Here is a 20,604-nt window from a genome sequence, read left to right as displayed (position 1 = left end):
AGGATACAAAGCGCATGAAACCCCGCCTGTTGCAGCACGGCCGACTGCCTGAAGCCATCGAAGCGCGTCTCGCCGAGCACTACGACGTTCATCCGTTCTGGACCGAGACCGATCCCGCCGACTTCCTCGCCCGCCACGGCAGCGAGTTCGTCGCCCTGACCACGCGCGCCGCGATCGGGGCCGACGCCGCGCTGCTGGCCGCCTTGCCGTCGCTGCGCGTGATCTCCAGCTTCGGCGTGGGCCTGGACAAGCTCGACCTCGATACCGCACGCAGCCGCGGCATCGCCGTGGGCTACACCCCGGACGTGCTGAACGACTGCGTCGCCGATACCGCCTTCGCGCTGCTGATGGACGTGTCGCGCAAGATCAGCGCCGCGGACCGCTTCGTGCGCCGGGGCGAATGGCCCAAGGGGCAGTTTCCGCTGGCCACGCGCGTCAGCGGCAAGCGGCTCGGTATCATTGGCATGGGCCGCATCGGGCGCGTGATCGCGCACCGCTCAGCCGGCTTCGACATGGAGGTCCGCTATCACAGCCGCAACCGGTCCGACGACGCGCCTTACGCCTACGAGCCCTCACTGGAAGCGCTGGCGCGCTGGGCCGACTACCTCGTCATTGCCACCGCCGGCGGTCCGTCGACGCACCACCTGGTCTCAGCCGCCGTCCTCGACGCACTGGGTCCGCAAGGCTTCCTAATCAATATCGCGCGCGGCACCGTGGTGGACGAGGATGCGCTCGTCGACGCATTGGTTCACCAGCGCATCGCCGGGGCCGGACTGGATGTCTTCGAGGATGAGCCGAACGTGCCCGCGGCGCTGTTCGGGCTCGACAACGTCGTGCTGCTTCCGCATATCGCCAGCGCCACGCACGAGACGCGGCAGGCGATGGCCGAACTGGTGTTCGAGAACCTGCAGGTGTTCTTTGCTACAGGTGCCGTGAGAAAGTCGGCGATCTAGCGCGCGTTCAACTTGTGGCGATTCCAGTCTGGGATGCGCCACTCCGGGCCAGCTGAGGCAGCGATTTATACGCCGGCCCCGACGCTTTGCTTGCCTCGCCTTCATCGGCCGTGCCATTGGTGTGGCCCGGCGGAGCGGAGACCCCTGTCAAGTCCTGGCCTGCCATCAGCGAGTGGGGCGTGCCGTGCACTGCCCACTCCCACCCGGACCCCGCCGCCCAGGCAGCAACGCCTGTGGCCACGAGCGCAACCGCGCTAAGGGCACTAACCCATCCGATCTGTTTCATGATGTGCTCCTTTTCGCTCTATAACTACGACTCATCTAGTCGTAGTAAAGATTCGCTCGCGGGAGCGCAAGCGGTTGCGCGAGACCCCTTCGGTTTTGAACGAGTCGTTGAAAAAAGCCTTGCGTCAGCTTAACTACGACTCATACAATCGTAGTTAAGGCGGCAGTCGTAGGCTGGCGTCGAGCTGATCAGGCCGCTACGCCAACCGTGGACTTTGGCCAGATGAAACCGAAGATTGATTCAGGAGCATGAAACGTGTCCAAACGCATTCTTGTTATCGGCGCCGGCTTTGCCGGCTTCTGGAGCGCACTGGCTTCGGCCCGCCTGCTGGATGAAGTGGGGCGCACTGACGTGGAGATCGCGCTGGTGGCGCCGGAGCCGGAGTTGCACGTTCGTCCGCGTCTCTACGAGCAGAACCCGGGAGGCATGAAAGCGCCGTTGCAGGAGATCTTCAAGGCCGTTGGCATCAAGTTCATCCAGGGTGTGGTGGAACGCATCGATGTGGCAAGCCAGGAGGTCGAACTGGTGGGCGTGGGCGTCGATACGACGCGCCGCAAGCTCGGCTATGACCGCCTGGTCCTCGCTACCGGCAGCCGCCTGTTCCGACCGCAGATTCCGGGCCTTGACCAGCACGCGTTCAATGTCGACCAGGTGGCGGATGCCGCGCAGCTTGAGGCCCATATCGCCAGCCTGGCCAGCCGTCCGGAAAGCGCCGCGCGCAACACGGTGGTGGTCGCCGGTGCCGGCTTTACTGGTATCGAGACTGCCGCGGAAATGCCTGCCCGTCTGCGCGTGGCGTTTGGCAAGGACGCGGCCGTGAACGTGATCATGGTCGAGCGCAACGCTGAAGTCGGTCCCGACCTGGGTGCCGGGCCTCGTCCGGTGATCACGCAGGCGCTGAGCGAACTCGGTGTGACGTGGAAGCTGGGCTCCGGTGTCGCGGCCGTGGATGCGAACGGCGTCACGCTCGAGAACGGCGAGCGCATCGAGGCAGCCACCGTCATCTGGACCGCGGGCGCCCGGGCCAGCACGCTCACGGCCCAGATCCCGGCGGAGCGCGACAACTTCGGCCGCCTTCATGTCGATCGCAATCTGAAGGTCAATGGCCTGGATACGGTCTACGCCACCGGTGACGTCGCCCGTGCCGCCACCGATGACGAGGGCAATGTCACGATGATGTCTTGCCAGCACGCGATGAACCTGGGCCGGTCCGCCGGCCACAACGTGGCAGCGGACCTCGTGGGCGAAACTCCGATTCCCTACAGCCAGCCGAAGTACGTGACGTGTCTGGACCTGGGTCCGTGGGGCGCGGTCTACACCGAAGGCTGGGATCGCCAGGTGAAGCTGGTGGGTGCGGAAGCCAAGGCACTGAAGACGCAGATCAACACCGAGTGGATTTATCCGCCAAGTGCTGACCGTGCCGAAGCGCTGGCTTTGGCCGATCCGCGCCGTATCGTCGTGGCCTGACCGCGCGAGCAATAGTGATAGAGGGCGGGCGGTCCAATGGATCGCCCTCTTTTTCGTGCTACCGCGCTACGTCGTGCTCGGTACCGACGGCTTCGGCCGCACCCACCGATACACGCGAGGCACTGCGCCACGTCGTCGTGTGATCTGTTGGATTCTCCCAGCGGTGGTTCATGAACCCTTGACGGCCCCGCTCATTGCTCATTTCACCTAAAGTTGTTTGTGGCTTTGCTGCAGCGACCACGGTACAAGGGCAAGGAGAATCGTGATGGCTCAAGAATTCGACGCGATCATCATCGGCACCGGACAAGCCGGCCCCGCACTCGCCGCGCGACTGGCTGGCGCGAGCATGAAAGTGGCTGTCATCGAGCGCGCGCGTTTTGGCGGCACCTGCGTGAACACCGGCTGCATTCCCACCAAGACCCTCGTCGCGAGCGCGTACGCAGCCCAACTGGCGCGGCGGGCCGCTGAGTACGGCGTGATCATCGGCAGGCCGGTCGCCGTCGACATGAAGCAAGTGAAAGCACGCAAGGACGAAATCTCTGGCCGTTCCAGCAACGGTGTGGAACAGTGGATGCGCGGTCTGGGAAACGGCACGGTCTACCAGGGTCACGCCCGCTTCGAGAGCGCGCACGGTGTGCGGGTCAACGGCGAACTGCTGGAAGCCGACAAAATTTTCGTGAACGTCGGCGGCCGGGCCCTGGTTCCGCCCATGCCCGGGCTGGATCAGGTACGGTATCTCACCAACTCGAGCATGATGGAGGTGGATTTCCTGCCGGAGCACCTGATCGTCATTGGCGGCAGCTACATTGGCCTCGAGTTTGGCCAGATGTACCGGCGTTTTGGGGCCAGGGTGACCGTCGTCGAAAAAGGCCCGCGCCTGGTCCAGCGCGAAGACGAGGATGTGTCGCAAGCCGTGCGGGAGATCCTGGAAGGCGAGGGGATCGAAATCCGGCTCAATGCCAACTGCCTGAGCGCGCGCAGGGAAGGCGATCACATTGCCGTCGGGCTGGATTGCGCGAGCGGGGCGCCTGACGTCCACGGTTCGCACCTGCTGCTGGCGGTTGGGCGCGTGCCCAACACCGAGGACCTGGGGCTCGACCAGGCAGGGGTCGAGACCGACGATCGCGGCTATATCATGGTGGACGAACAGTTGCGCACCAATGTCCCTGGCATCTGGGCGCTTGGCGATTGCAACGGCCGCGGTGCGTTCACGCATACGTCGTACAACGACTATGAGATCGTCGCTGCCAATCTCCTCGACAACGACCCCCGCAAGGTGACGGACCGCATCGCAGCCTATGCCATGTTCATCGACCCTCCGCTCGGCCGCGTCGGCATGACGGAAGCAGAAGCCCGGCAATCCGGACGCAAGCTGCTGGTCGGCACGCGCCCCATGAGCCGCGTTGGGCGCGCAGTGGAGAAGGGCGAGAGCCAGGGCTTCATGAAGATGGTGGTCGACGCGGATACCCGGATGATCCTGGGTGCGGCGATCCTCGGCGTGACCGGCGACGAGGTGATTCACTCACTGCTCGACATCATGTATGCCAAGGCACCCTATACCACCATCAGCCGCGCGATGCACATCCATCCCACGGTGTCCGAGCTGGTACCGACGCTGCTGCAGGAGTTGCGGCTACAGGCCTAGCTCGCGCACCAGCTCGACCGGGAGCGTTGATGCCTGGTGAGCCGGCGCGACCGCGTTGGTGCGTTCGCGCCGGGGCATGCGGTACAACCTCCATCAGAGCAGCTTGCACGCCTCGTCGAATTCCAGCCGGGGGCTGCGCGGAAACAGCTTGGCAGGGTCGCCGTAGCCCAGATTGCACAGGAAGTTCGATTTCACGTGGCTGTCCGGGAAATATTCGAGCTGGAAGGCATTCTCCTTCGGGTCCGCGGGAAAGAATTCGTGATCGACCTTGGCATTGTCGAAGCCGGACATCGGCCCGCAGTCGAGCCCAAGCGAGCGGGCGGCAATGATGAAGTACGCGCCCTGCAAGGAACTGTTTCGCCTCGCGGTAGTCAGCGCGAGCTCCGGGGTTTCGGCGAACCACGAGCGTGCGTCCGCATGCGGGAACAGCTTGGGCAGAAGTTCGTAGAACTTGATGTCATAGGCGATGATGGCGGTGACCGGTGCGGCCATGGTCTTCTCGACATTGCCCGGCGCCAGCGCGGGCACCAGGCGTTGTTTGGCCTCGGGGGTACGCAGGAACAGAATGCGCGCGGGAGAGCAGTTGGCGCTGGTCGGCCCCCATTTCATCAAGTCATAGAGCTGCCGCAGGGTCTCGTCGCTCACGGGCTGGTTCAGCCACGCGCTGTGTGTGCGTGCCTCGCGAAACAGCAGATCCATGCCTTCTTCACTCAAGCTCTTGCTCATCGTCATCTCCTTGAAACGGGATTGGACCGCGCGGCGACCCGGCCACCGGGTCGATGCCGCTTCTGTCTAGCATAGGCAGCGCAGTTCACCGCCGCGCTGTCGGATTTTGCATATACGCGCAAGGCTTGCCCCCCGCCATCGGCATGTACCAGCGCGCGGTCAGGGCTCCGGTATCCGAAAGGCCACTCTGGCGCCGGGCGAAACGCGCAGTGGTCAGTCGAAGCGGCAATTGCCGCCCCTGATACGTGGGGCGATACTAGCGAACAGTCAGCGTCCCTGTGCCACGACAAGAAGGGGGAACAATGGGCGAGAAGACAAGAGCACCAGGCTCCGGGCCCGCGCAGGTTGAAACGCCACGCACAGAACTACCGGGCCAGGTCGTGCTGGTACTGCAAGGTGGCGGTGCGCTTGGCGCCTACCAGGTGGGTGTCTACCAGGCCCTGCATGAAGCGGGGCTTGAGCCGGAGTGGGTGATCGGCACCTCGATCGGGGCGATCAACGGGGCCATCATCGCGGGCAATCCGCCAGCGCAGCGACTTTCCCGGCTCAAGCAGTTCTGGGATGGCGTTGCCTATCGCGGCGCCGCCAACGGGAGCGGCAGCTTTCGCCAATTCGAGGACTGGATGCGGGTGCTGGCGGTCACAACCCGGGGCATTCCCTCGTTCTTCACCCCAAGTCCCGCTGCCTGGTGGCTGGGCGTACAGGCCACCGTCGGCCTCGCCAGCGCGGCGTTCTACTCGACTTCGCCGCTGCGCGCGACCCTGGCGCAACTGGTCGACTTCGACTACCTGAACGCCAGGCATGCACGGCTGACGGTCGGCACGGTCAGTGTCCGCAGCGGCCGCATGCGTTACTTCACCAACCGTGACGCGCCGCTGAACGTCGATCACGTGATGGCTTCGGCAGCGTTTCCGCCTGGCTTCCCCTCGGTACAGGTCGAAGGCGAGTCATACTGGGACGGCGGCATCTATTCGAACACCCCGCTCGAAGCGATTCTCGACGACCGCCCGCGCCGCAGCTCGCTGATCTTCGCGGTGCAGCTCTGGCCCACCAGCGGCCCGGAGCCCAATTCCATCTGGCAGGTCATGAGCCGGCTGCGGGACATCCAGTATTCCAGCCGGGCGGAATCCCATCTGGAGCGGCAGCGGCAGATCCACCGCCTGCGGCATGTGATCCGCGAACTGGGCAAGCATATTCCGGAAAGCGAACGCGGGCAGGCCGCCGTGCAGGAACTGCTCGGCTGGGGGTGCGGGACGACCATGCACGTGGTCGAGCTCGATGCGCCGCAACTCGACGGCTACGACATGCACCGCGATATCGACTTCTCCACGTGTGGGATCGAGCGCCGCTGGATGGCCGGGTACAAGGACACGCGACACGCACTGGAGCGTGCCCCCTGGCGCGAGCCACTGGATCCGATAGAGGGGATTGCCGTGCATCGGATCAGCGCGGAGATGCCGGATGCCTCGCAGCCTGCCCATTCAGGGGTCGCGAAATAGCCGGGTCGGTTCGGCTTTCGCGTGCATTCCCCCGGCCTCACGACAACCGTAAAGCCGGGGGTTGCCAGGCACGGGTTCAGGCCAGGGCGCCGTCGGTGTAGACGTCGAACTTGCGCGCGGGATCGGCCGATACACCGCTGCGGTCCATGCCGGCCAAGGCGCCGTCGGTGTAGACGTCGAACTTGCGCGCGGGATCGGCCGATACACCGCTGCGGTCCATGCCGGCCAGGGCGCCGTCGGTGTAGACGTCGAACTTGTGCGCGGGATCGGCCGATACACCGCTGCGGTCCATGCCGGCCAAGGCGCCGTCGGTGTAGACGTCGAACTTGCGCGCGGGATCGGCCGACACGCCACGGCGGTCCAGGCCAGAGAGGGAACGCTCGTCGCCGGCGGGCGCAATGGCGTGGCTACCTTCGCTGAAAGTATCGAAGCGGCTGGCTTGCGCGCTGTCGCTGTACACGTCGCGCATGTCCATACGGAAGGTGTTGTCGCGTGGTGTGGCAGCTTGGGCAATGCTGGCGACGCATGCGGCAGCAATTGTGGCGATGGCGAAAGCCGTGTTAGCGAACTGACGAGTCATGGCGGTACTCCGAATTGCGGTGAGGAAGGACGAACGCCTCGGGCGTCCTTCTCCTTATACGCAGGAGCTATGCCACTGGATGCGGACGGGAAAGGTGCCGTTGCGGACCCGTCATGAGCCAAATTTCGTTCGATGGACGGAGCGAATGTTGGGCGAAAACAAACTTGCGGCGAATTCGCCACCAGCACAAACCAACAACCTTGGGTCTGCGCTATTCCCGGCTCGGCACGCGCTTCGCCGATTCGCCAAAGACCCAGCTCAGCGCCAGTCCTGCTGCGAGTGCGTCGTTACGCCGGACCAGCGGGCTGTTCTCGAACGTCGCACCGTCCAGCCGGTCGTAGCGGACGAAGGCGCCAAACCAGAGATGGCGGAAGCGCTTGGACAGCGAAGCCAGCGCCATGCTGCCCGAGTATCCGCCACGCGCCTCGTAGGCCGGGCGTGCCGCGGTCGCGAATTGCTCGTCGACGGAATAGAAGTACCGGTTGTAACGCGCCGTCGAAAAGAGCGGCCCCGCCATGAGCCCGAGATTCCAGCCGGCCAGGCCGCCCACGTTGGCGACGTCCAGGTTCAGGTTCGGCGAGAAGATCCAGCCGATCGCCTTTGGCGACGATTCCACAGTCACGGACAGCCGTACCGGCAACCGCAGATCGAGACGGGCGCGGTCGGCAGCGGAATGCCACAGCGTGATTGCCAGCGAAGGGCCGATTTCCAGCGCGGTCTTCAGGTCGGGCATGCCGCTGCGGACTTCGTCGTTCCGGCTCTTCACGGGTAGCGAGATGCCGAGGCTCACGTTGAATTCGACCCGGTCGCTATCGAACAGCTTGCCGCGCACGCCATTGCGGTCCGCGCGCAAATGTTCGCCCCGGTAGATGAAGTAGGGCACCGGGAACAGGAGGTTGGCGCGTTCATCCGATCCGCGATAGTGCGGCAGCGTGATGCCCCCGACGCCAAGGCCGGCTTCCCATAACGGCCGCTCGATGTCATCGAAATCCTGCGCCGCGCACGGCGTCCCGAACGCCGCGGCCGCGACCGCCAACGCGCCGCAGCGCTTGCGCCCCCTCATATCGCCAAGGACACGGATTGCCGAAGCCCGTGGCAGTCGCCGCGCCACTTCCTCTCGATGGGCATGCGCCTTATTCCTTCGTGAAAATCTCGAGAAGATGCTTGCTCGGATCCTCGAAATAGATCCTGCGGCCGCCATCGTCCGTGCTGACCTGGCCGGGGTGGCTGCGATACGGGTCCGCCCAATACATCAGGTTGCGAGCGCGGATCCGGGCGAAGCTTTGCTCGAATTCGGCGTCGCTGATCAGGAAGGCGTAGTGCTGCAGGGCAACATCGCCTCCCGCGTCCATGAAGTCGAGGGTGACGTCGTTGTCCATCCGTACGGCAAGAAACGGCCCGAACGGCACTGCCGCGGGACGCCCGAGGATCTCGCAGAGGAAGTCGGCGGATACCTTCTTGTCATGGGAAAAGACGATGGTGTGGTTGAGCTGGATGGCCATGTCGCAATCTCCCGGTGGATGTGTGCAAGGACCGGCGTGTGCCCCGGCCGGGAACGGCCAACCGGCCGTCACGCAGGGGCTCACGCGCCACCCTCGCAGGGTACTGGATTTCGGCGCGCCGCATTCCTTGTTGTCGCTACGCTCGCTTGGCGCTTCGCTCCGGTGGCTGCCAGTTTTCCACCAAGGCCAACAAGCCAGGGAAACGCGCTTCCAGATCCTCGCGGCGCAGCCGGCTGCGCCGTTCCAGGCCATATTGCCGCTGGCGGATCACCCCGGCTTCGCGCAAGGCTTTGAAATGGTGGGTCAGCGACGATTTTGGCCGGTCGAAACCGAACCATCCGCAGGGGTGGTCGTAGGCATCCGACTCCAGCATCAGTTTGTACACGATGGTGAGGCGCAGCGGATCGGCCAGTGCGCCCAGGATAACTTCCAGCCGCAGGTCTTCGACGGCGGGTTCCTCGAGCGGTGGTGGGAGATCGGCTGGCGTGACAGTGATGGATGTCCTCATAGTGCACTTACTATAGCATCTGTACGAGATTTCTCGAACTGCTCTATAGTTCGAGAAATCTCGTACAGGAGTGTCGTCATGTCCGTTACCTCTACTGCCCGCATCGCCAACCCATCCATCGTCTCCCCACCGGCACGCATGTGGACGGCCGCCTGGCTGGTCACTGCTGTGTTCATGCTGTCGAATTCGACCACACCGCTCTACGTGCATTGGCAGGAGCAGCTGGGCTTTTCCTCTGGCATGCTGACCGTCATCTTTGCGCTCTACATCGCCGGACTGCTGGGGACGCTGCTGGTAGCCGGGCAGTTATCAGACCATTACGGGCGCAAGCCGGTACTGATTCCCGGCCTGGTCGCCGCGCTGGTTGCCTGCGGACTGTTCGCCAGCGCCACCTCGATCGGCATGCTCGCCGTGGGCCGGCTGCTGGCAGGCGTGGCCGTGGGCGTGATCGTTTCGGCCGGCATGGCAGCGGTGGTCGATGCCGGCGGCGCCGAGCATAAACGCCGGGCGGCGCTGCTGGCCTCCATCGCGATGGTGCTCGGTGCCGGCCTGGGGCCGCTATTGGCGGGTGGATTGGCCCAGGCGCTGGCGCAACCGGTGCTGCCCATCTTTGCGGTCGAGGCGCTGGTGCTGGTCAGTGCGCTGATCGCAGCTCTGCGCCTGCCCGTACGGAGCACGCAGGCGGCTGGTCCCCTTAGCCTGCAACTCCCGCACGTGCCCGTCGCCAACCAGCGCCAGGTCTTGTACGGCATCGCCACCTTCGGCCCGGGCATCACCGCGACCTCGTTCGTGCTGGCGCTGGGGCCATCGCTGCTGGCGCGGCTGCTCGAAGTGCGCAGTCCCTTGCTGGCTGGCGGCATGGCTTGCGCGATGTTTTTCACTGCTGTCGGCGTGCAGCTTGCCGTCCGTCAATGGCCGGTGGCGCGAATCTTTGCCGGCAGCGCGTCGGCCACAGTGCTGGCGATGGCTTGCCTGGCGCTGGCCATCCATGCTTCGCTGGTGCCGGCGCTGATCGCTGCAGCGTTGCTCGCCGGGGCCGGCCAGGGGCTCGGCCAACTGGGAGGCCTGACCCTGATCGGCCTGCACGTGCCTGACAGCCATCGTGCGCAGTCCAACGCAGTACTGAACATCGGCGGCTATATCCCGGCAGGTCTGCTGCCAGTGGCGACGGGGTACCTGATCGACGCCGTGGGGCTGGCATCGGGCGCGATGCTGTTCGCACTGGTGCTGGCTGTCACCGCCCTGGTCGGAGGCGCCTGGGCCGTGCGTCGGGCCGGGCAGGGGAGTGCCTGATTCTTGGCGTGTAAGTTTGTTGTCAGTTGCGATCTATGCTGGAGTGGGAGCGCAAGCGGACCATGCACCATCCACACCTTCAGCCCGGCACGCTGTGGCCGGCCATCGTGCAACGGACGGCGCACGCCCTGCGGAGCGGGGCGTTGTGCCCGATCGAAACCGTCCAGGCGGCGATCAAGGACGGCGGCGTGCGCTTCCTGGTCCGCCAGGTGTCGAGCCTTGCTCACAAGGACAAGGCACGCAGGGCGGGCAGTGCCGGGGGCAATCCATTCCTGCCCTATGACCCCGAACTGTTTGTCGCGGATATCTCCGATACCCATGTGGCCTTGCTCAACAAGTTCAATGTCATCGAGCATCACCTGCTTATCGTCACCCGCCTCTTCGAACCGCAGGAATCATTGCTGACCGTGGCGGACTTTGCCGCGCTGCTGGCTTGCATGGCGGAGTTCGGGAGCCTGGGTTTCTATAACGGCGGGGCAGCCGCAGGAGCGAGCCAGGCCCACAAACATCTGCAGATCGTGCCGCTGCCGTTCGCCGAGGGTGGCCCGGCGCTGCCGATCGGCCCCTTGCTGGAGTCGGCGCAGATCGCCGGCGCCATCGGCACCGTTCCCGACCTGCCATTTGCGCATATGTTCGCGCCGCTGGATCTGTTTGCGGCGCCCGTGCACGAGATGGCGTGCACGGCGTGCGAGCGCTACCGCGCGCTGCTCGCTGCGGTTGGTGTGCGGGCGGTCGATGTCGATGGCGGACTGCGCCAGTCGGCGCCGTACAACTTGCTGGTCATGCCCGCAGGGCTGCTGCTGGTGCCGAGATCCAGGGAATGCGTTGAAGGCATTTCGGTCAATGCCCTGGCGTTCGCCGGCTCGCTGTTTGTCCGGGATGAGGCGCAGATGCGGGCCATTGAGGGCCTTGGCCCGATGAATCTCCTCCGGCGAGCCGCGGCAGCGCCGTAAAAGGGTCTCAGTTTGCTGAGACCAGCTTGAGTCCAATCACGCCAGCCAGAATGAAGACAATGCAGAGGATCCTCATCGGCGAGCCAGAGTCGCCCAGGAAGGCTATTCCCACAATCGCCGTACCAGCTGCCCCGATGCCGGTCCAGATGGCGTAGCCGGTCCCAACTGGCAGGGTGCGAAGCGAGATGGAAAGCAGAATGACGCTGGCCAGTCCAGTAGCGACTGTAAGCACCGTAGGTATCAGTCGTGTAAAGCCGAGCGACGACTTCATAAAGAACGCGAATGCGATTTCGAGAACGCCGGCCAGGCTGAGTAATGTCCATGCCATACGTGACAGATCCATTCAACCATGAGTTCGAGAAAGCGAGCGCTTTGAGAGGCGCCGGCTTCCTTGCGTATCAGGCCTTGGTGGCGGCGGGCGTCGAGCGGAACGCAACGCCGAAGCGATTGAATGCGTTCATCAGGCCAATGGCATAGGTCAGGTCGGCGAGTTCCTTGTCGCTGAACTCGGCCGCGGCGGCCTGGTAGTCTGCATCGGGAATGCCCGTGTCAGCCACGCGGGTCACGGTTTCCGCCCAACGCAGCGCGCCCCGTTCGCGAGCACTGAAAATTTCGCCGGCGTCGCGCCATACGGGCACAAGCACGAGCTTTTCCACCGCAAGGCCGGATTTGAGCAGGTCGCGCGAGTGCATATCGATGCAGAATGCGCAGCCGTTGATCTGCGAGACCCGCAGATACACGAGATCGACCAGCTCCTTTGGCAGGTCGTTCTTCTGAAGCGTGACATACACGCCACCGAAAGCCTTGTACCCTTCGGGAGATGCCTTGGTGTAGTCGATGCGATGGGCCATGATGGGTCCTTGAAGTGGGTGATGAAGGACTCCATCTTGGTGTACCTTGGCCTACCCGGGGAGGTCCAAGATCCATGATCCTCACTAGGCCATGATTATTCGGCGGAACGGTCATGTCAGGGCCAGGATACGCTTTGCCAGACCTTCCGCGGTCTTCCGGGAATCGATATTCGTGAAGTTGAGAAGCAATGCCGATCCTTCGTCACGACCTATCGTCCAAGCCGTCAATGCTTCCGCGTACAGTCCTGATTCCCGCATGCGCGCAACGAGCCGGCGGTCTGACAGCTTGCCTTGCAGCCGCAGGATCAGGTGCATGCCTCCGGGCTGTGAATCGATCTGCATATGTTCGCCAAGAACGCTCTCCAGGCCTGCGGCGGTGGCGTCCCGACGCTCGGCATAAAGCTTCCGCATCTTTTGGATATGGCGTGCGAAATGGCCTTCCGCGATAAAGGCTGTGACGATCGCCTGGGTAAGCGCGGGACTCCCGCCTGTAAAGGCCTGGCTGATCTGTTCGAACCGTTCGACCAGCGCCTCCGGCACGACGAGATAGGCAAGGCGGATGCCAGGAAAAAGCACTTTGCTGAAGGTGCCCGCGTAGAGCACCCGGCCCTCGCGATCCAGGCTCGTCAACGCAGGAAGCGGGCGGCTGACATAGCGGTATTCGCCATCGTAATCGTCCTCGATAATCCATGCCTTGCTTCGCACGGCCCAGTCCAGCAGTGCCCAGCGCCGGGGAAGAGACAATGACACGCACAGCGGGCTCTGGTGGGCCGGCGTGACTACCGCGGCATGTGCTCGTAGTGCCAGCTTGATTCCATCCGCAACGACCATGCCGTCCTGGTCCACTGGCACCGGGACCGCTGTGATCTGCATATGTCCCAGCAGTTCCCGCGTGGGTGGGTATCCGGGGTTCTCCAACCAGACGCGATCTCCTCCCTTCAAGAGTGCATGCGCAATCAACTCAATGGTGTGACGATACCCCGAGGTCACGAAAATCTGAGCCGGCGAACAACTGATGCCACGCGAAACCTGCAGGTATGCTGCGATCTGGGAACGCAGTTGCGGCACGCCGTACACGGGGGGATGAACCATATCCGATGGTTGCATCGCGCGCGCGCAGCGCGCGCCCAGGCGGGCCCAGACCTTGCGGGGAAATGCGTCCAGCGCAGGCAATCCCATCTGGAACGGCAAAATCGAATCCGGACGAAAACTCGTTGAACCGGCTTTGCTGTCGGACGGGCGGCGCGGGCTTGCAATCGGCACGCGCGGCTTGAGATCGGGCGCCACGATGGTGCCTGCCTGGCCGCGGGCCTGAATATATCCCTCAGCAGCCAGCAAGGAATAGGCCGAGTCGATAGTTCCCCTGGCCAATCCCAACTCCTTGGTCAGGGCTCTTGCGGAAGGTATTCGGTCGCCCGGCTTCAATACGCCGTTGGCAATGGCGTCGCGAAATCGATCGTATATCTGTCGATAGAGGGGGGTGGCCGCCGTCGGGTCCAACGGCGAGATGGGGCTGGGCGTCGCTGTGGTCATGGACTAGTCAGCTGCGAGCATCGTTATGAATTCGATATCGGTGGATACGGACGCGACTGGCCTGATCGGCAAGCTGCCTAACCAAAGTCCGCGTTTGGTCGCTCAGCTACTACTCTGTACATACAAGCGAAGCGGCAGCGGCGTTGCGCCCCTTGGCCAGCCTGGCCGCGAAAGGAACAAACCATGCGATCCCTCTTCAGGCACTTGTCAGTCGCCGCTGCCGGCGCTGCTTTCTGCGTTGCTGCCTGCGCGCAGAATGCCCCGGATACCGGCCGTCCCCCGGCGCTCCTGCCGCTCGAATCGGAACCGGCGCCGAAACTCATTGCATATCCGCCGCTGGCTGCGCCACTGGCTCGCGGCGTCATCATCATTCAGTTCCGGACCGAGAACTTCCGCGTCATGCCGGTATTCGGCAAGACCGCTGTCGAGGTGTCGCCGCGTATCGGGCACCTCCACGTGACGGTGGATGACTGGCACGGGACCTGGGCACACACCAGCGAAGATCCGATCATCCTGGTTGGATTGACGCCTGGCGCGCACAAGCTTCGGCTCGAGCTTGCCGATCCCAATCACAAGATTCTTGCCAGCGAGACAGTTTCCGTCACCGTCCCAGACCTGAAGACGTCAAAGCCCCACCAGCATTGAGAGCCTGTGCGTTCTCATGCGCGAGACGCGGCATATGCCTGCGGCGATGCCTATGGCGGGCTCGATCGAGAGACCGGCCGTCAACGGGAGAGGTTATTCCTCACCCAGGATGGCGCGATTCCGAGCGCCAACCGATTGCACCGTAGCCGCTGTCGCGCCAGGTCCAGCTTCCAGGCGAATGTCGCGGAAGGTTAGCAGCTTGCCTCGACTCCCACGAGGGCCAACGGGCTCGATGGGCTTTCCGGACTGATGCTCAACCAGGCGAATGGGCGCATCGTGCTCGCACCACTGATCGCCCCATTGCAGTAGCGCCACCAGCACGGGGTACAGCGCCTCGCCCTTTGGAGTCAGCCGGTACTCCTGGCGCCGTTCGGCGTCCTCCAGGGGCACCTTCTCCAGCACGCCGTGCTCGATCAGTGTGTTCAAGCGAGCCGTCAGCACGTTCCTGGCAATGCCCAGCCGACGCTGAAAGTCGTCAAAGCGCGTGGTGCCGAGGGTGCATTCGCGAACGATCAGCAGGCTCCACCACTCGCCCACCTGCTCGAGTGCGCGGGCGATGGAACAGTTCATTCCGTCAAAGGATTTGCGGTACATGTCCGCATTCTATTCACATAAGTTGCGTCACGCAACTTGACGTGCTATCTTGGATCGATCAGTTGCGTCACGCAACTTTCGCCCGCTCGGGCCCAGAAAGGAAATTCACCGTGGATCGACGTCTCATCGTATTGGCCGGCGGCATGTTTGCCATAGGCACGGACAGCTTCGTTGTCGCCGGCATCCTGCCGCAGGTGGCTGGTTCGCTTGGCGTTTCGGTGGCACTTGCCGGACAGATGGTGACGCTCTATGCGCTGAGTTATGCATTGCTGTCGCCAGTCCTGGCAGCGGCAGCGGCGCATTGGCCACGCAAACGACTTCTTCTTGCGGGCTTGGCCGTGTTTGTCCTTGGCAACGTCATCACGGCACTCGCGCAGAGCATTGGGTTCGTGCTCGCGAGCCGTCTGTTGGCTGGCCTGGGTGCCGCGATGTACAGTCCCACGGCGACCGCCACCGGAGCCTCGCTGGTGCCTGCCGAGCAGCGCGGTCGTGCGCTGGCCATCATCATTGCCGGCCTGTCCAGCGCTACGGCGCTGGGTGCACCCTTTGGCACCTACCTCGGCGGTTGGCTCGACTGGCGTGCCACGATGTGGTTCGTCGCTGGCGTAGGGGCGGTCGCCGGAGTCGGCGTCTGGCGGCTGCTTCCAGACATTGCTTCGCCGCCAGCCCTTAGCCTGGCGCGCCGCCTGGCGCCGCTCGCTGACGCCCGCGTTCTGTTGACACTCATGACCACCTGGCTCGCGTACTCGGGGCTTTTCGTGGTCTACACGTATGTCGGCGTGAGCTTTGAGCGCGCAACCGGGGGCGACTCGCAAGTCCTGGCCGGGATGCTGCTGCTGTGGGGTGTTGCCGCCACTGTCGGCAATCTCGCGGCGGGCCGGCTGACAGACCGATTCGGCAGCCGGCGCATCATTAATACTGCAATTGCGATCGCAGCGATCGACTTTGCACTGATGCCGTGGACGTCGGCATCGCTGACAGGCGCTATCCCGGCGATCGTCGTCTGGGGTCTATGCGGCTGGGGGCTGCTGGTACCTCAACAGCATCGGCTGATCAGCCTGTCGCCGGCTGCCTCACCTCTGTTGCTGGGGCTGAACTCTGCCGCGGTCTACATCGGCGTCTCGATGTCCGGCGTCATCGGCGCCGCAGCGCTTACCTGGCTGGACCGACATGCGCTTGGCCTGGTCGGGGCCGCACTCATCGCCGCGTCCCTGCTAGCCGCCGAACGGGCACAGCAACGCATTTCACCTCGGGGACAGGTCGCGCACGCATCGTAGCCGAGGGCTTCCGCGCTCGAAGGATCTACATGAACAAGCGCAGCTATGCGCATCTTATGGGACCCACCCTGACTCCGGGTCACCCCTGCACACTGCGCCACGTCCGGTCGAGCACCATGCGATAAGAGAAGCGGTCGGCCGGATGCACGGACAGGGCCATCTCGATCAGCCTGCCGCTCGCGTCCCGATACTGGCGATTGATCCACAGTCCCGCCGTGCCAGGCGGGACCTGGAGCAACTGCGCGATGTCTGCCGGCAGCGCGCCCGCATGAATAACCTGTTCGATGCGCGATACCGCGACATTGAACTGCTGCTCGATGAGATGGAACACCGAGGCCTCGATGTCCTGTTCCGTACCGCTGACGCCGCGGAAGTCAGGGTGTACCCAGACCTCGTTGTAGCAGATCGGTGCGTCGGCGGTGTCGCCGGTGCGCACGCCGCGGATGACCAGCCAGTGCTGGCCGAGATAGGGCTGGAGCACCGGGTCGGCCTCCTCGTCGATCTCGCGCAGCTGTCGCGAGACCACACGCATGCGGGTGCTGGAGGCGTATTGCAACAAGTCGCCGACCTGGCCGACCGCCAGCTCGTACCCACGCCTGGCGCGCGATGCGGTGACCACCGTGCCAACGCGCGGCGTGCGCGTGATCAGTTCAAGCCTGACCAGACGCTCGACGGCCGCCCGCACCGTATGACGGCTGGCGCCGAATTGCTTGCACAATTCCATCTCGGTCGGCAACTTGCTGCCGACCGGATAGGTGCCGTTCTCGATCTCCGAGCGGAGCGTTCGCGCCAGCGCGATGTAGCGCGGGCTGGCACCGCCCCGCACGTCGGCCTCCAGGCCTGCGGAGTCGTCGGGGAGATTGCCGCCTTGTTCCATAAGTTGCCGTGCATCGGTTGTTGTGACCATGACGCTCGCAGCATAGCCGCGACCCGTCACACGGGCAAGCGCACGCGCGCAGGCTGCAGCGCGGTCCCGCTCGTCCGGTATCGTGGATCAGAATTGAGAGGCGACTGCGGCGGGCTGGCTGCATAGTCTTAAAGGCTGCGCGTCGGATCGCCGGCATCCGTCTGCCCCTTTGCGCCGCCGCCCCACAGCAGCAAGGCCACGCTGAGAGCCGGTACGGCCGCCAGCGCGAGGTAGGCCAGGCCAAGGCTGTTGGTGCGTTGGGCGAGGTAGCCAAACGCCGGCGGGCCCGACACCACGCCAAAATAGGTAAAGAACAACGCGCCGCCGGTCACCGAAGCCACGCGCCCAGGCGGCGCCAGCCGCGCCACTTCGCCAAGGTAGACGCCGTTCCAGCCGATCGCCGTGGCGCCGAGGACAGTCGACACCAGGCACAGTGGCACCAGTGTCCACTGGGCCGTGAACAGGCCGGTGGCCACCGCGCTCGCGCTCATCAGCACTGCCAGCAAGATCAGCACACCACGCGGCGAGCCGGTCAGGTCGGCGAGATGGCCCCACAGGATGCGTCCTGCGATGCCGGCGCCCTGCGTGACGGCATAGATCATGCCGGCCTGCGCGAGGCCGATGCCGACCTCAGCGGTAAGAAACACCATCAAATACCCGCTGACCGACAACTGGCACGCCGAGAACAGCAGCGACACGGCCGCCATCGAGCGCAGGCGGCCATCGGCCAGTACATCGCCGAACAGCTGGCGCCAGTTGCCTGCGATGCTGACGCGGCCGGTCGCCGCCGTGTCGAACTCGCGCCGCTGTCCGTTGCTGAGCGCGGCCACGGCCAGCGCCAGCAGCGCCAGCGCGCCCAGCGCCGCCTGCCACGACCACAGCGCGGCCAGCAGCGGCAGCGCCGCGCCCGCCAGCAGGCCACCGAGCGGGACGCCGGTCTGCTTCAGCGAGAACACAAACCCCATCCGTTGCGGCGTGGTCGTACGTATCAGGATCTGCGAACTGGCCGGCGTGATCGGGCCATAGCCAAGCCCACTGACCAGTGCGGCGAGAAGCCTTACCTGAGGCTCGCCCGTGGCGAGAAGGCCCAGTGCCACGGCCTGCGCGAGCAGGCCCAACTGCGACGCACGCACGGGCCCGGTCCCGGCCACCAGACCCGCACCGACCAGGCAGCCGATCATGCCGCCGACATAGACCACGGCCAGGAAGACGCCTACGCTGGCCAACCCGACGCCGGGGATCACCGGCGACAGCACCGCGAACGCCAGCGTGCTGGCGGTCGCCACCACCTGTATCGCCAGCGTGCAGGTGAGGGTAGCGGCGGCCCGTCGCCGACCGGGAGCGTCGGCCGCGACCGTCATGACGCGTGGCGCTTGTCGAAGTCCCACACCGATTCGAAATCCATCAGCGTGTTGAAGCGCGGGAAGTCATAGAGCCGCTCGCCGATGCCGATCGAGCTGCGGTTGGCCTTGACGTGGGCGTAGACGTCTTCCAGCGCCTTGCCCGCGGCGAGGAATCCCACCGCCGGATAGATGGCGATGGCAAAGCCCATCTGCTCCAGCGTCTCGGCCGGCAGCACCGGCGTGCGCCCGGTTTCGACCACATTGACCAGCAAAGGCAGGTCGAACGTCTTGCCGATGATTTCCAGTTCCTTCTCCGACTCGGGCGACTCGACGAACAGGATGTCGGCGCCCGCGCGGGCATAGGCTTCGGCGCGGCGCAGCGCCTCATCCAGTCCGAGCGAGGTACGGGCATCGGTGCGGGCGAGGATCAGGAAGTTGGGGCTTTCGCGCGCTTCCACCGCGACCTGGATCTTCTTCACCATGTCCTCGACCGGGATGACCCGGCGGCCGGGCGTATGGCCGCATTTCTTGGGGAATTCCTGGTCCTCGAGCTGGATCACGCTGGCGCCTGCGCGCTCATAGCCGCGCACGGTATGGGCGACGTTGAGTAGGCCGCCGTAGCCGGTGTCGCCGTCGCAGATCACCGGCATGGTGGCAGCGGAGCAGAATGCGCCGACGCGGTTGACCATGTCGGTATAGGTCGCCAGACCGGCATCGGGCAGGCCGAGGTAGGAGGCCACGGTGCCATAGCCGGTCATGTAGAGGCAGTCGAAGCCCATGCGGCTGGCGATGCGCACCGAGATCATGTCGAACACGCCGGGCGCGGCGATCAGGCGCTTGCACGCCAGCAGTTCGCGCATGGTGGGGCGGGCGGTGGCTTCGACATGGGGCGCGGTCGATTGAGGCGAGGTCATCAGGCAGCTTCCTTTTCGGGGTAGATACGTAGCTTCATGCCGTGCGCGCGGGCGATGCGTGCCTCGAAGGCGCGGATCTGCGGCGTGATGCCGACGCCGCGGAAGCCACCGCGCACGCAGGCGGCGTCGACGTCCTTGTACGCGTCCAGCCAGCCGTGCGGCAGCGGCTGCGCCTGCGGCAGCGCCAGCCACAGCCGGAACAGGTGGCGCTTGCGCTCAGGCTCGGGATGGTCCTCGTACTCCGTGCGCGAGTGCAGCACGATATGGTTGTTCAGCAGCTGGATGTCGCCTGGCAGCAGGTCCATGTGGTAGCACAGGTCTTCACGCGCGAGCAATTCGTCGAACAAGTCCAGCGCTTCGATCTGCTGCGGCGACAGGCGCGGCACGTCCGGGAAGGACTGCTGTGCGCCCTTGATATGGTTGCGGATATGGCGGCAGGCGAAATGCCCATCGCGGATGCCGAACACCGGCGCCGCGTAGTACGGCGCCTCTTCCGGTGCCTGCTCGCCTTGCCGGCTGAAAATCAGCGGCGCATAGAGTTCGGCGGCGAGATCCGGCCGCAGGCGCACCATCTCGTTGTGCGCGGCGATCGAGCTGGAGACCAGGCTGGAGCCACCGCTTTTTGCGGTACGCACGCAAAACAGCCCGACCATGTCGCTGCCATCCGCATGGAAGTCCAGCCCGGAGCGCGTGTTGTAGCCGCGGCCGGTGTTGGAGCGGTAAGTGCCGCCCGCATCGCGTACATCGCTGACAAACTGGCTCATCTTGCCCTGCGGGCGCGGTACGCCCAGCACCAGGCCGATGCCCCAGAACAGCAGCCGCAGCGCATCCTCGTCCCAGCGCTGCACCGGGAATCCGCGCAGCAGCTTGAAGCCGAACCCGCCCTGCGTCTCGTCGATCAGCGCGACCAGGCGGCGTCGCACGCTCGCATCGAGCGGGAAGTCCTCCAGCGACATGTCGAACCGGTCCTTGCCGGTCTGCAGCGCGTGACGCAGCGCCTGCTCCAGTGCGTCGACCTCCTCGCCGCTCAGCGTATGGATCCAGCCGTTGTCCTGCTCCACATCGCGGCGCGTCCAGCCGCCCGCCACCGGGCCGATCGGGCGGGTGCTCGTCCTTGTCGTTTCCATG

The 20,604-nt window shown here is 64.8% G+C and carries 21 protein-coding genes; 8 read left to right on the top strand and 13 right to left on the bottom strand.

All coding sequences use genetic code 11. The annotated features are described in order from the left end of the window. Positions 1 to 14 precede the first annotated feature (14 nt). The 3 genes from K307_RS35555 to K307_RS35545 all read left to right on the top strand — a co-directional run bounded on the left by K307_RS35555 (position 15) and on the right by K307_RS35545 (position 4,351). Positions 15 to 953: a 2-hydroxyacid dehydrogenase gene (locus K307_RS35555; RefSeq protein WP_042885755.1), complete on the top strand. Its 939-nt coding sequence runs from the start codon at positions 15 to 17 to the stop codon at positions 951 to 953. Positions 954 to 1,494: 541 nt separating this feature from the next. Beyond that, positions 1,495 to 2,706 (top strand): NAD(P)/FAD-dependent oxidoreductase, encoded by a 1,212-nt coding sequence (locus K307_RS35550; protein ID WP_042885753.1) that lies wholly within the window; start codon positions 1,495 to 1,497, stop codon positions 2,704 to 2,706. A 265-nt stretch (positions 2,707 to 2,971) separates the two neighbouring features. Then, the gene (locus K307_RS35545) at positions 2,972 to 4,351 is read left to right on the top strand and encodes an FAD-containing oxidoreductase (RefSeq protein WP_042885751.1); all 1,380 of its coding nucleotides are present in this window, start codon (positions 2,972 to 2,974) and stop codon (positions 4,349 to 4,351) included. Between the two features lie 93 nt (positions 4,352 to 4,444). Here the strand turns inward: K307_RS35545 and K307_RS35540 are convergent, their stop codons facing one another. Next, positions 4,445 to 5,077: a malonic semialdehyde reductase gene (locus tag K307_RS35540; protein ID WP_042885749.1), complete on the bottom strand. Its 633-nt coding sequence runs from the start codon at positions 5,075 to 5,077 to the stop codon at positions 4,445 to 4,447. Positions 5,078 to 5,379: 302 nt separating this feature from the next. On the opposite strand from K307_RS35540, the gene K307_RS35535 reads away from it, so the two are divergent. Continuing rightward, entirely contained in the window at positions 5,380 to 6,576 is a 1,197-nt protein-coding gene (locus tag K307_RS35535; RefSeq protein WP_051975312.1) for a patatin-like phospholipase family protein, read from the top strand. Positions 6,577 to 6,652: 76 nt separating this feature from the next. On the opposite strand, the gene K307_RS35530 is transcribed toward K307_RS35535, so the two are convergent. The 4 genes from K307_RS35530 to K307_RS35515 all read right to left on the bottom strand — a co-directional run bounded on the left by K307_RS35530 (position 6,653) and on the right by K307_RS35515 (position 9,166). After that, entirely contained in the window at positions 6,653 to 7,156 is a 504-nt protein-coding gene (locus K307_RS35530) for a hypothetical protein (protein WP_063771726.1), read from the bottom strand. Positions 7,157 to 7,367: 211 nt separating this feature from the next. Beyond that, positions 7,368 to 8,219: a MipA/OmpV family protein gene (locus K307_RS35525; protein WP_042885747.1), complete on the bottom strand. Its 852-nt coding sequence runs from the start codon at positions 8,217 to 8,219 to the stop codon at positions 7,368 to 7,370. A gap of 70 nt (positions 8,220 to 8,289) precedes the next feature. Next, a complete protein-coding gene (locus K307_RS35520; RefSeq protein WP_042885745.1) occupies positions 8,290 to 8,658 on the bottom strand; it encodes a VOC family protein in 369 nt (122 codons plus the stop codon). A gap of 136 nt (positions 8,659 to 8,794) precedes the next feature. Further along, positions 8,795 to 9,166, bottom strand: a complete 372-nt coding sequence (locus K307_RS35515; protein ID WP_042885744.1) for an ArsR/SmtB family transcription factor — start codon at positions 9,164 to 9,166, stop codon at positions 8,795 to 8,797. Between the two features lie 78 nt (positions 9,167 to 9,244). On the opposite strand from K307_RS35515, the gene K307_RS35510 reads away from it, so the two are divergent. Both K307_RS35510 and K307_RS35505 read left to right on the top strand, forming a co-directional pair. Next, positions 9,245 to 10,459 carry an MFS transporter gene (locus tag K307_RS35510; RefSeq protein WP_080745341.1) on the top strand — a complete coding sequence of 405 codons (1,215 nt, stop codon included), beginning with the start codon at positions 9,245 to 9,247 and terminating at the stop codon, positions 10,457 to 10,459. Positions 10,460 to 10,521: 62 nt separating this feature from the next. Continuing rightward, the gene (locus K307_RS35505; protein WP_042887835.1) at positions 10,522 to 11,412 is read left to right on the top strand and encodes an ATP adenylyltransferase family protein; all 891 of its coding nucleotides are present in this window, start codon (positions 10,522 to 10,524) and stop codon (positions 11,410 to 11,412) included. Positions 11,413 to 11,419: 7 nt separating this feature from the next. Here K307_RS35505 and K307_RS35500 read toward each other — a convergent pair whose 3' ends face one another. The 3 genes from K307_RS35500 to K307_RS35490 all read right to left on the bottom strand — a co-directional run bounded on the left by K307_RS35500 (position 11,420) and on the right by K307_RS35490 (position 13,796). After that, positions 11,420 to 11,740, bottom strand: a complete 321-nt coding sequence (locus K307_RS35500) for a DMT family transporter (RefSeq protein WP_042885741.1) — start codon at positions 11,738 to 11,740, stop codon at positions 11,420 to 11,422. 70 nt (positions 11,741 to 11,810) lie between these two features. Next, positions 11,811 to 12,263, bottom strand: a complete 453-nt coding sequence (locus K307_RS35495) for a carboxymuconolactone decarboxylase family protein (RefSeq protein ID WP_042885738.1) — start codon at positions 12,261 to 12,263, stop codon at positions 11,811 to 11,813. A gap of 111 nt (positions 12,264 to 12,374) precedes the next feature. Further along, on the bottom strand, positions 12,375 to 13,796 hold the full coding sequence (locus K307_RS35490; RefSeq protein WP_042885737.1) for a PLP-dependent aminotransferase family protein: 1,422 nt from the start codon (positions 13,794 to 13,796) through the stop codon (positions 12,375 to 12,377). A 183-nt stretch (positions 13,797 to 13,979) separates the two neighbouring features. On the opposite strand from K307_RS35490, the gene K307_RS35485 reads away from it, so the two are divergent. Then, positions 13,980 to 14,441 (top strand): DUF6130 family protein, encoded by a 462-nt coding sequence (locus K307_RS35485; protein ID WP_042885735.1) that lies wholly within the window; start codon positions 13,980 to 13,982, stop codon positions 14,439 to 14,441. A 93-nt stretch (positions 14,442 to 14,534) separates the two neighbouring features. Here K307_RS35485 and K307_RS35480 read toward each other — a convergent pair whose 3' ends face one another. Then, entirely contained in the window at positions 14,535 to 15,035 is a 501-nt protein-coding gene (locus tag K307_RS35480; RefSeq protein WP_042885734.1) for a winged helix-turn-helix transcriptional regulator, read from the bottom strand. A gap of 110 nt (positions 15,036 to 15,145) precedes the next feature. Between K307_RS35480 and K307_RS35475 the strand changes: the two genes are divergently transcribed. After that, entirely contained in the window at positions 15,146 to 16,312 is a 1,167-nt protein-coding gene (locus tag K307_RS35475; protein ID WP_042885733.1) for an MFS transporter, read from the top strand. Positions 16,313 to 16,391: 79 nt separating this feature from the next. Here K307_RS35475 and K307_RS35470 read toward each other — a convergent pair whose 3' ends face one another. The 4 genes from K307_RS35470 to K307_RS35455 form a co-directional block, all read right to left on the bottom strand. Beyond that, positions 16,392 to 17,219, bottom strand: a complete 828-nt coding sequence (locus K307_RS35470) for a GntR family transcriptional regulator (protein ID WP_080745340.1) — start codon at positions 17,217 to 17,219, stop codon at positions 16,392 to 16,394. A gap of 128 nt (positions 17,220 to 17,347) precedes the next feature. Then, positions 17,348 to 18,580 (bottom strand): MFS transporter, encoded by a 1,233-nt coding sequence (locus K307_RS35465; RefSeq protein ID WP_063771725.1) that lies wholly within the window; start codon positions 18,578 to 18,580, stop codon positions 17,348 to 17,350. Continuing rightward, positions 18,577 to 19,422: an isocitrate lyase/PEP mutase family protein gene (locus K307_RS35460; RefSeq protein ID WP_042887830.1), complete on the bottom strand. Its 846-nt coding sequence runs from the start codon at positions 19,420 to 19,422 to the stop codon at positions 18,577 to 18,579. Before K307_RS35460 ends, K307_RS35465 begins: the two co-directional genes overlap by 4 nt. Before the next feature lie 53 nt (positions 19,423 to 19,475). Continuing rightward, entirely contained in the window at positions 19,476 to 20,603 is a 1,128-nt protein-coding gene (locus K307_RS35455; RefSeq protein WP_080745338.1) for a TauD/TfdA family dioxygenase, read from the bottom strand. Position 20,604 lies beyond the last annotated feature (1 nt).

The sequence above is a fragment of the Cupriavidus necator A5-1 genome (assembly GCF_000744095.1).
Lineage (GTDB): Bacteria > Pseudomonadota > Gammaproteobacteria > Burkholderiales > Burkholderiaceae > Cupriavidus > Cupriavidus necator_A.
This window is presented reverse-complemented; position numbering and strand designations above follow the sequence as displayed.

Excerpts from the sequence above, each read along its gene's own strand:
- K307_RS35520 (WP_042885745.1), bottom strand. The coding sequence starts at position 8,658 with ATGGCCATCCAGCTCAACCACACCATCGTCTTTTCCCATGACAAGAAG.
- K307_RS35460 (WP_042887830.1), bottom strand. The coding sequence starts at position 19,422 with ATGCGCGAACTGCTGGCGTGCAAGCGCCTGATCGCCGCGCCCGGCGTG.
- K307_RS35465 (WP_063771725.1), bottom strand. The coding sequence starts at position 18,580 with ATGACGGTCGCGGCCGACGCTCCCGGTCGGCGACGGGCCGCCGCTACC.
- K307_RS35485 (WP_042885735.1), top strand. The coding sequence starts at position 13,980 with ATGCGATCCCTCTTCAGGCACTTGTCAGTCGCCGCTGCCGGCGCTGCT.
- K307_RS35455 (WP_080745338.1), bottom strand. The coding sequence starts at position 20,603 with ATGGAAACGACAAGGACGAGCACCCGCCCGATCGGCCCGGTGGCGGGC.
- K307_RS35495 (WP_042885738.1), bottom strand. The coding sequence starts at position 12,263 with ATGGCCCATCGCATCGACTACACCAAGGCATCTCCCGAAGGGTACAAG.
- K307_RS35490 (WP_042885737.1), bottom strand. The coding sequence starts at position 13,796 with ATGACCACAGCGACGCCCAGCCCCATCTCGCCGTTGGACCCGACGGCG.
- K307_RS35510 (WP_080745341.1), top strand. The coding sequence starts at position 9,245 with ATGTCCGTTACCTCTACTGCCCGCATCGCCAACCCATCCATCGTCTCC.
- K307_RS35540 (WP_042885749.1), bottom strand. The coding sequence starts at position 5,077 with ATGAGCAAGAGCTTGAGTGAAGAAGGCATGGATCTGCTGTTTCGCGAG.
- K307_RS35525 (WP_042885747.1), bottom strand. The coding sequence starts at position 8,219 with ATGAGGGGGCGCAAGCGCTGCGGCGCGTTGGCGGTCGCGGCCGCGGCG.
- K307_RS35480 (WP_042885734.1), bottom strand. The coding sequence starts at position 15,035 with ATGTACCGCAAATCCTTTGACGGAATGAACTGTTCCATCGCCCGCGCA.
- K307_RS35505 (WP_042887835.1), top strand. The coding sequence starts at position 10,522 with ATGCACCATCCACACCTTCAGCCCGGCACGCTGTGGCCGGCCATCGTG.
- K307_RS35530 (WP_063771726.1), bottom strand. The coding sequence starts at position 7,156 with ATGACTCGTCAGTTCGCTAACACGGCTTTCGCCATCGCCACAATTGCT.
- K307_RS35535 (WP_051975312.1), top strand. The coding sequence starts at position 5,380 with ATGGGCGAGAAGACAAGAGCACCAGGCTCCGGGCCCGCGCAGGTTGAA.
- K307_RS35515 (WP_042885744.1), bottom strand. The coding sequence starts at position 9,166 with ATGAGGACATCCATCACTGTCACGCCAGCCGATCTCCCACCACCGCTC.
- K307_RS35545 (WP_042885751.1), top strand. The coding sequence starts at position 2,972 with ATGGCTCAAGAATTCGACGCGATCATCATCGGCACCGGACAAGCCGGC.
- K307_RS35555 (WP_042885755.1), top strand. The coding sequence starts at position 15 with ATGAAACCCCGCCTGTTGCAGCACGGCCGACTGCCTGAAGCCATCGAA.
- K307_RS35500 (WP_042885741.1), bottom strand. The coding sequence starts at position 11,740 with ATGGCATGGACATTACTCAGCCTGGCCGGCGTTCTCGAAATCGCATTC.
- K307_RS35470 (WP_080745340.1), bottom strand. The coding sequence starts at position 17,219 with ATGGTCACAACAACCGATGCACGGCAACTTATGGAACAAGGCGGCAAT.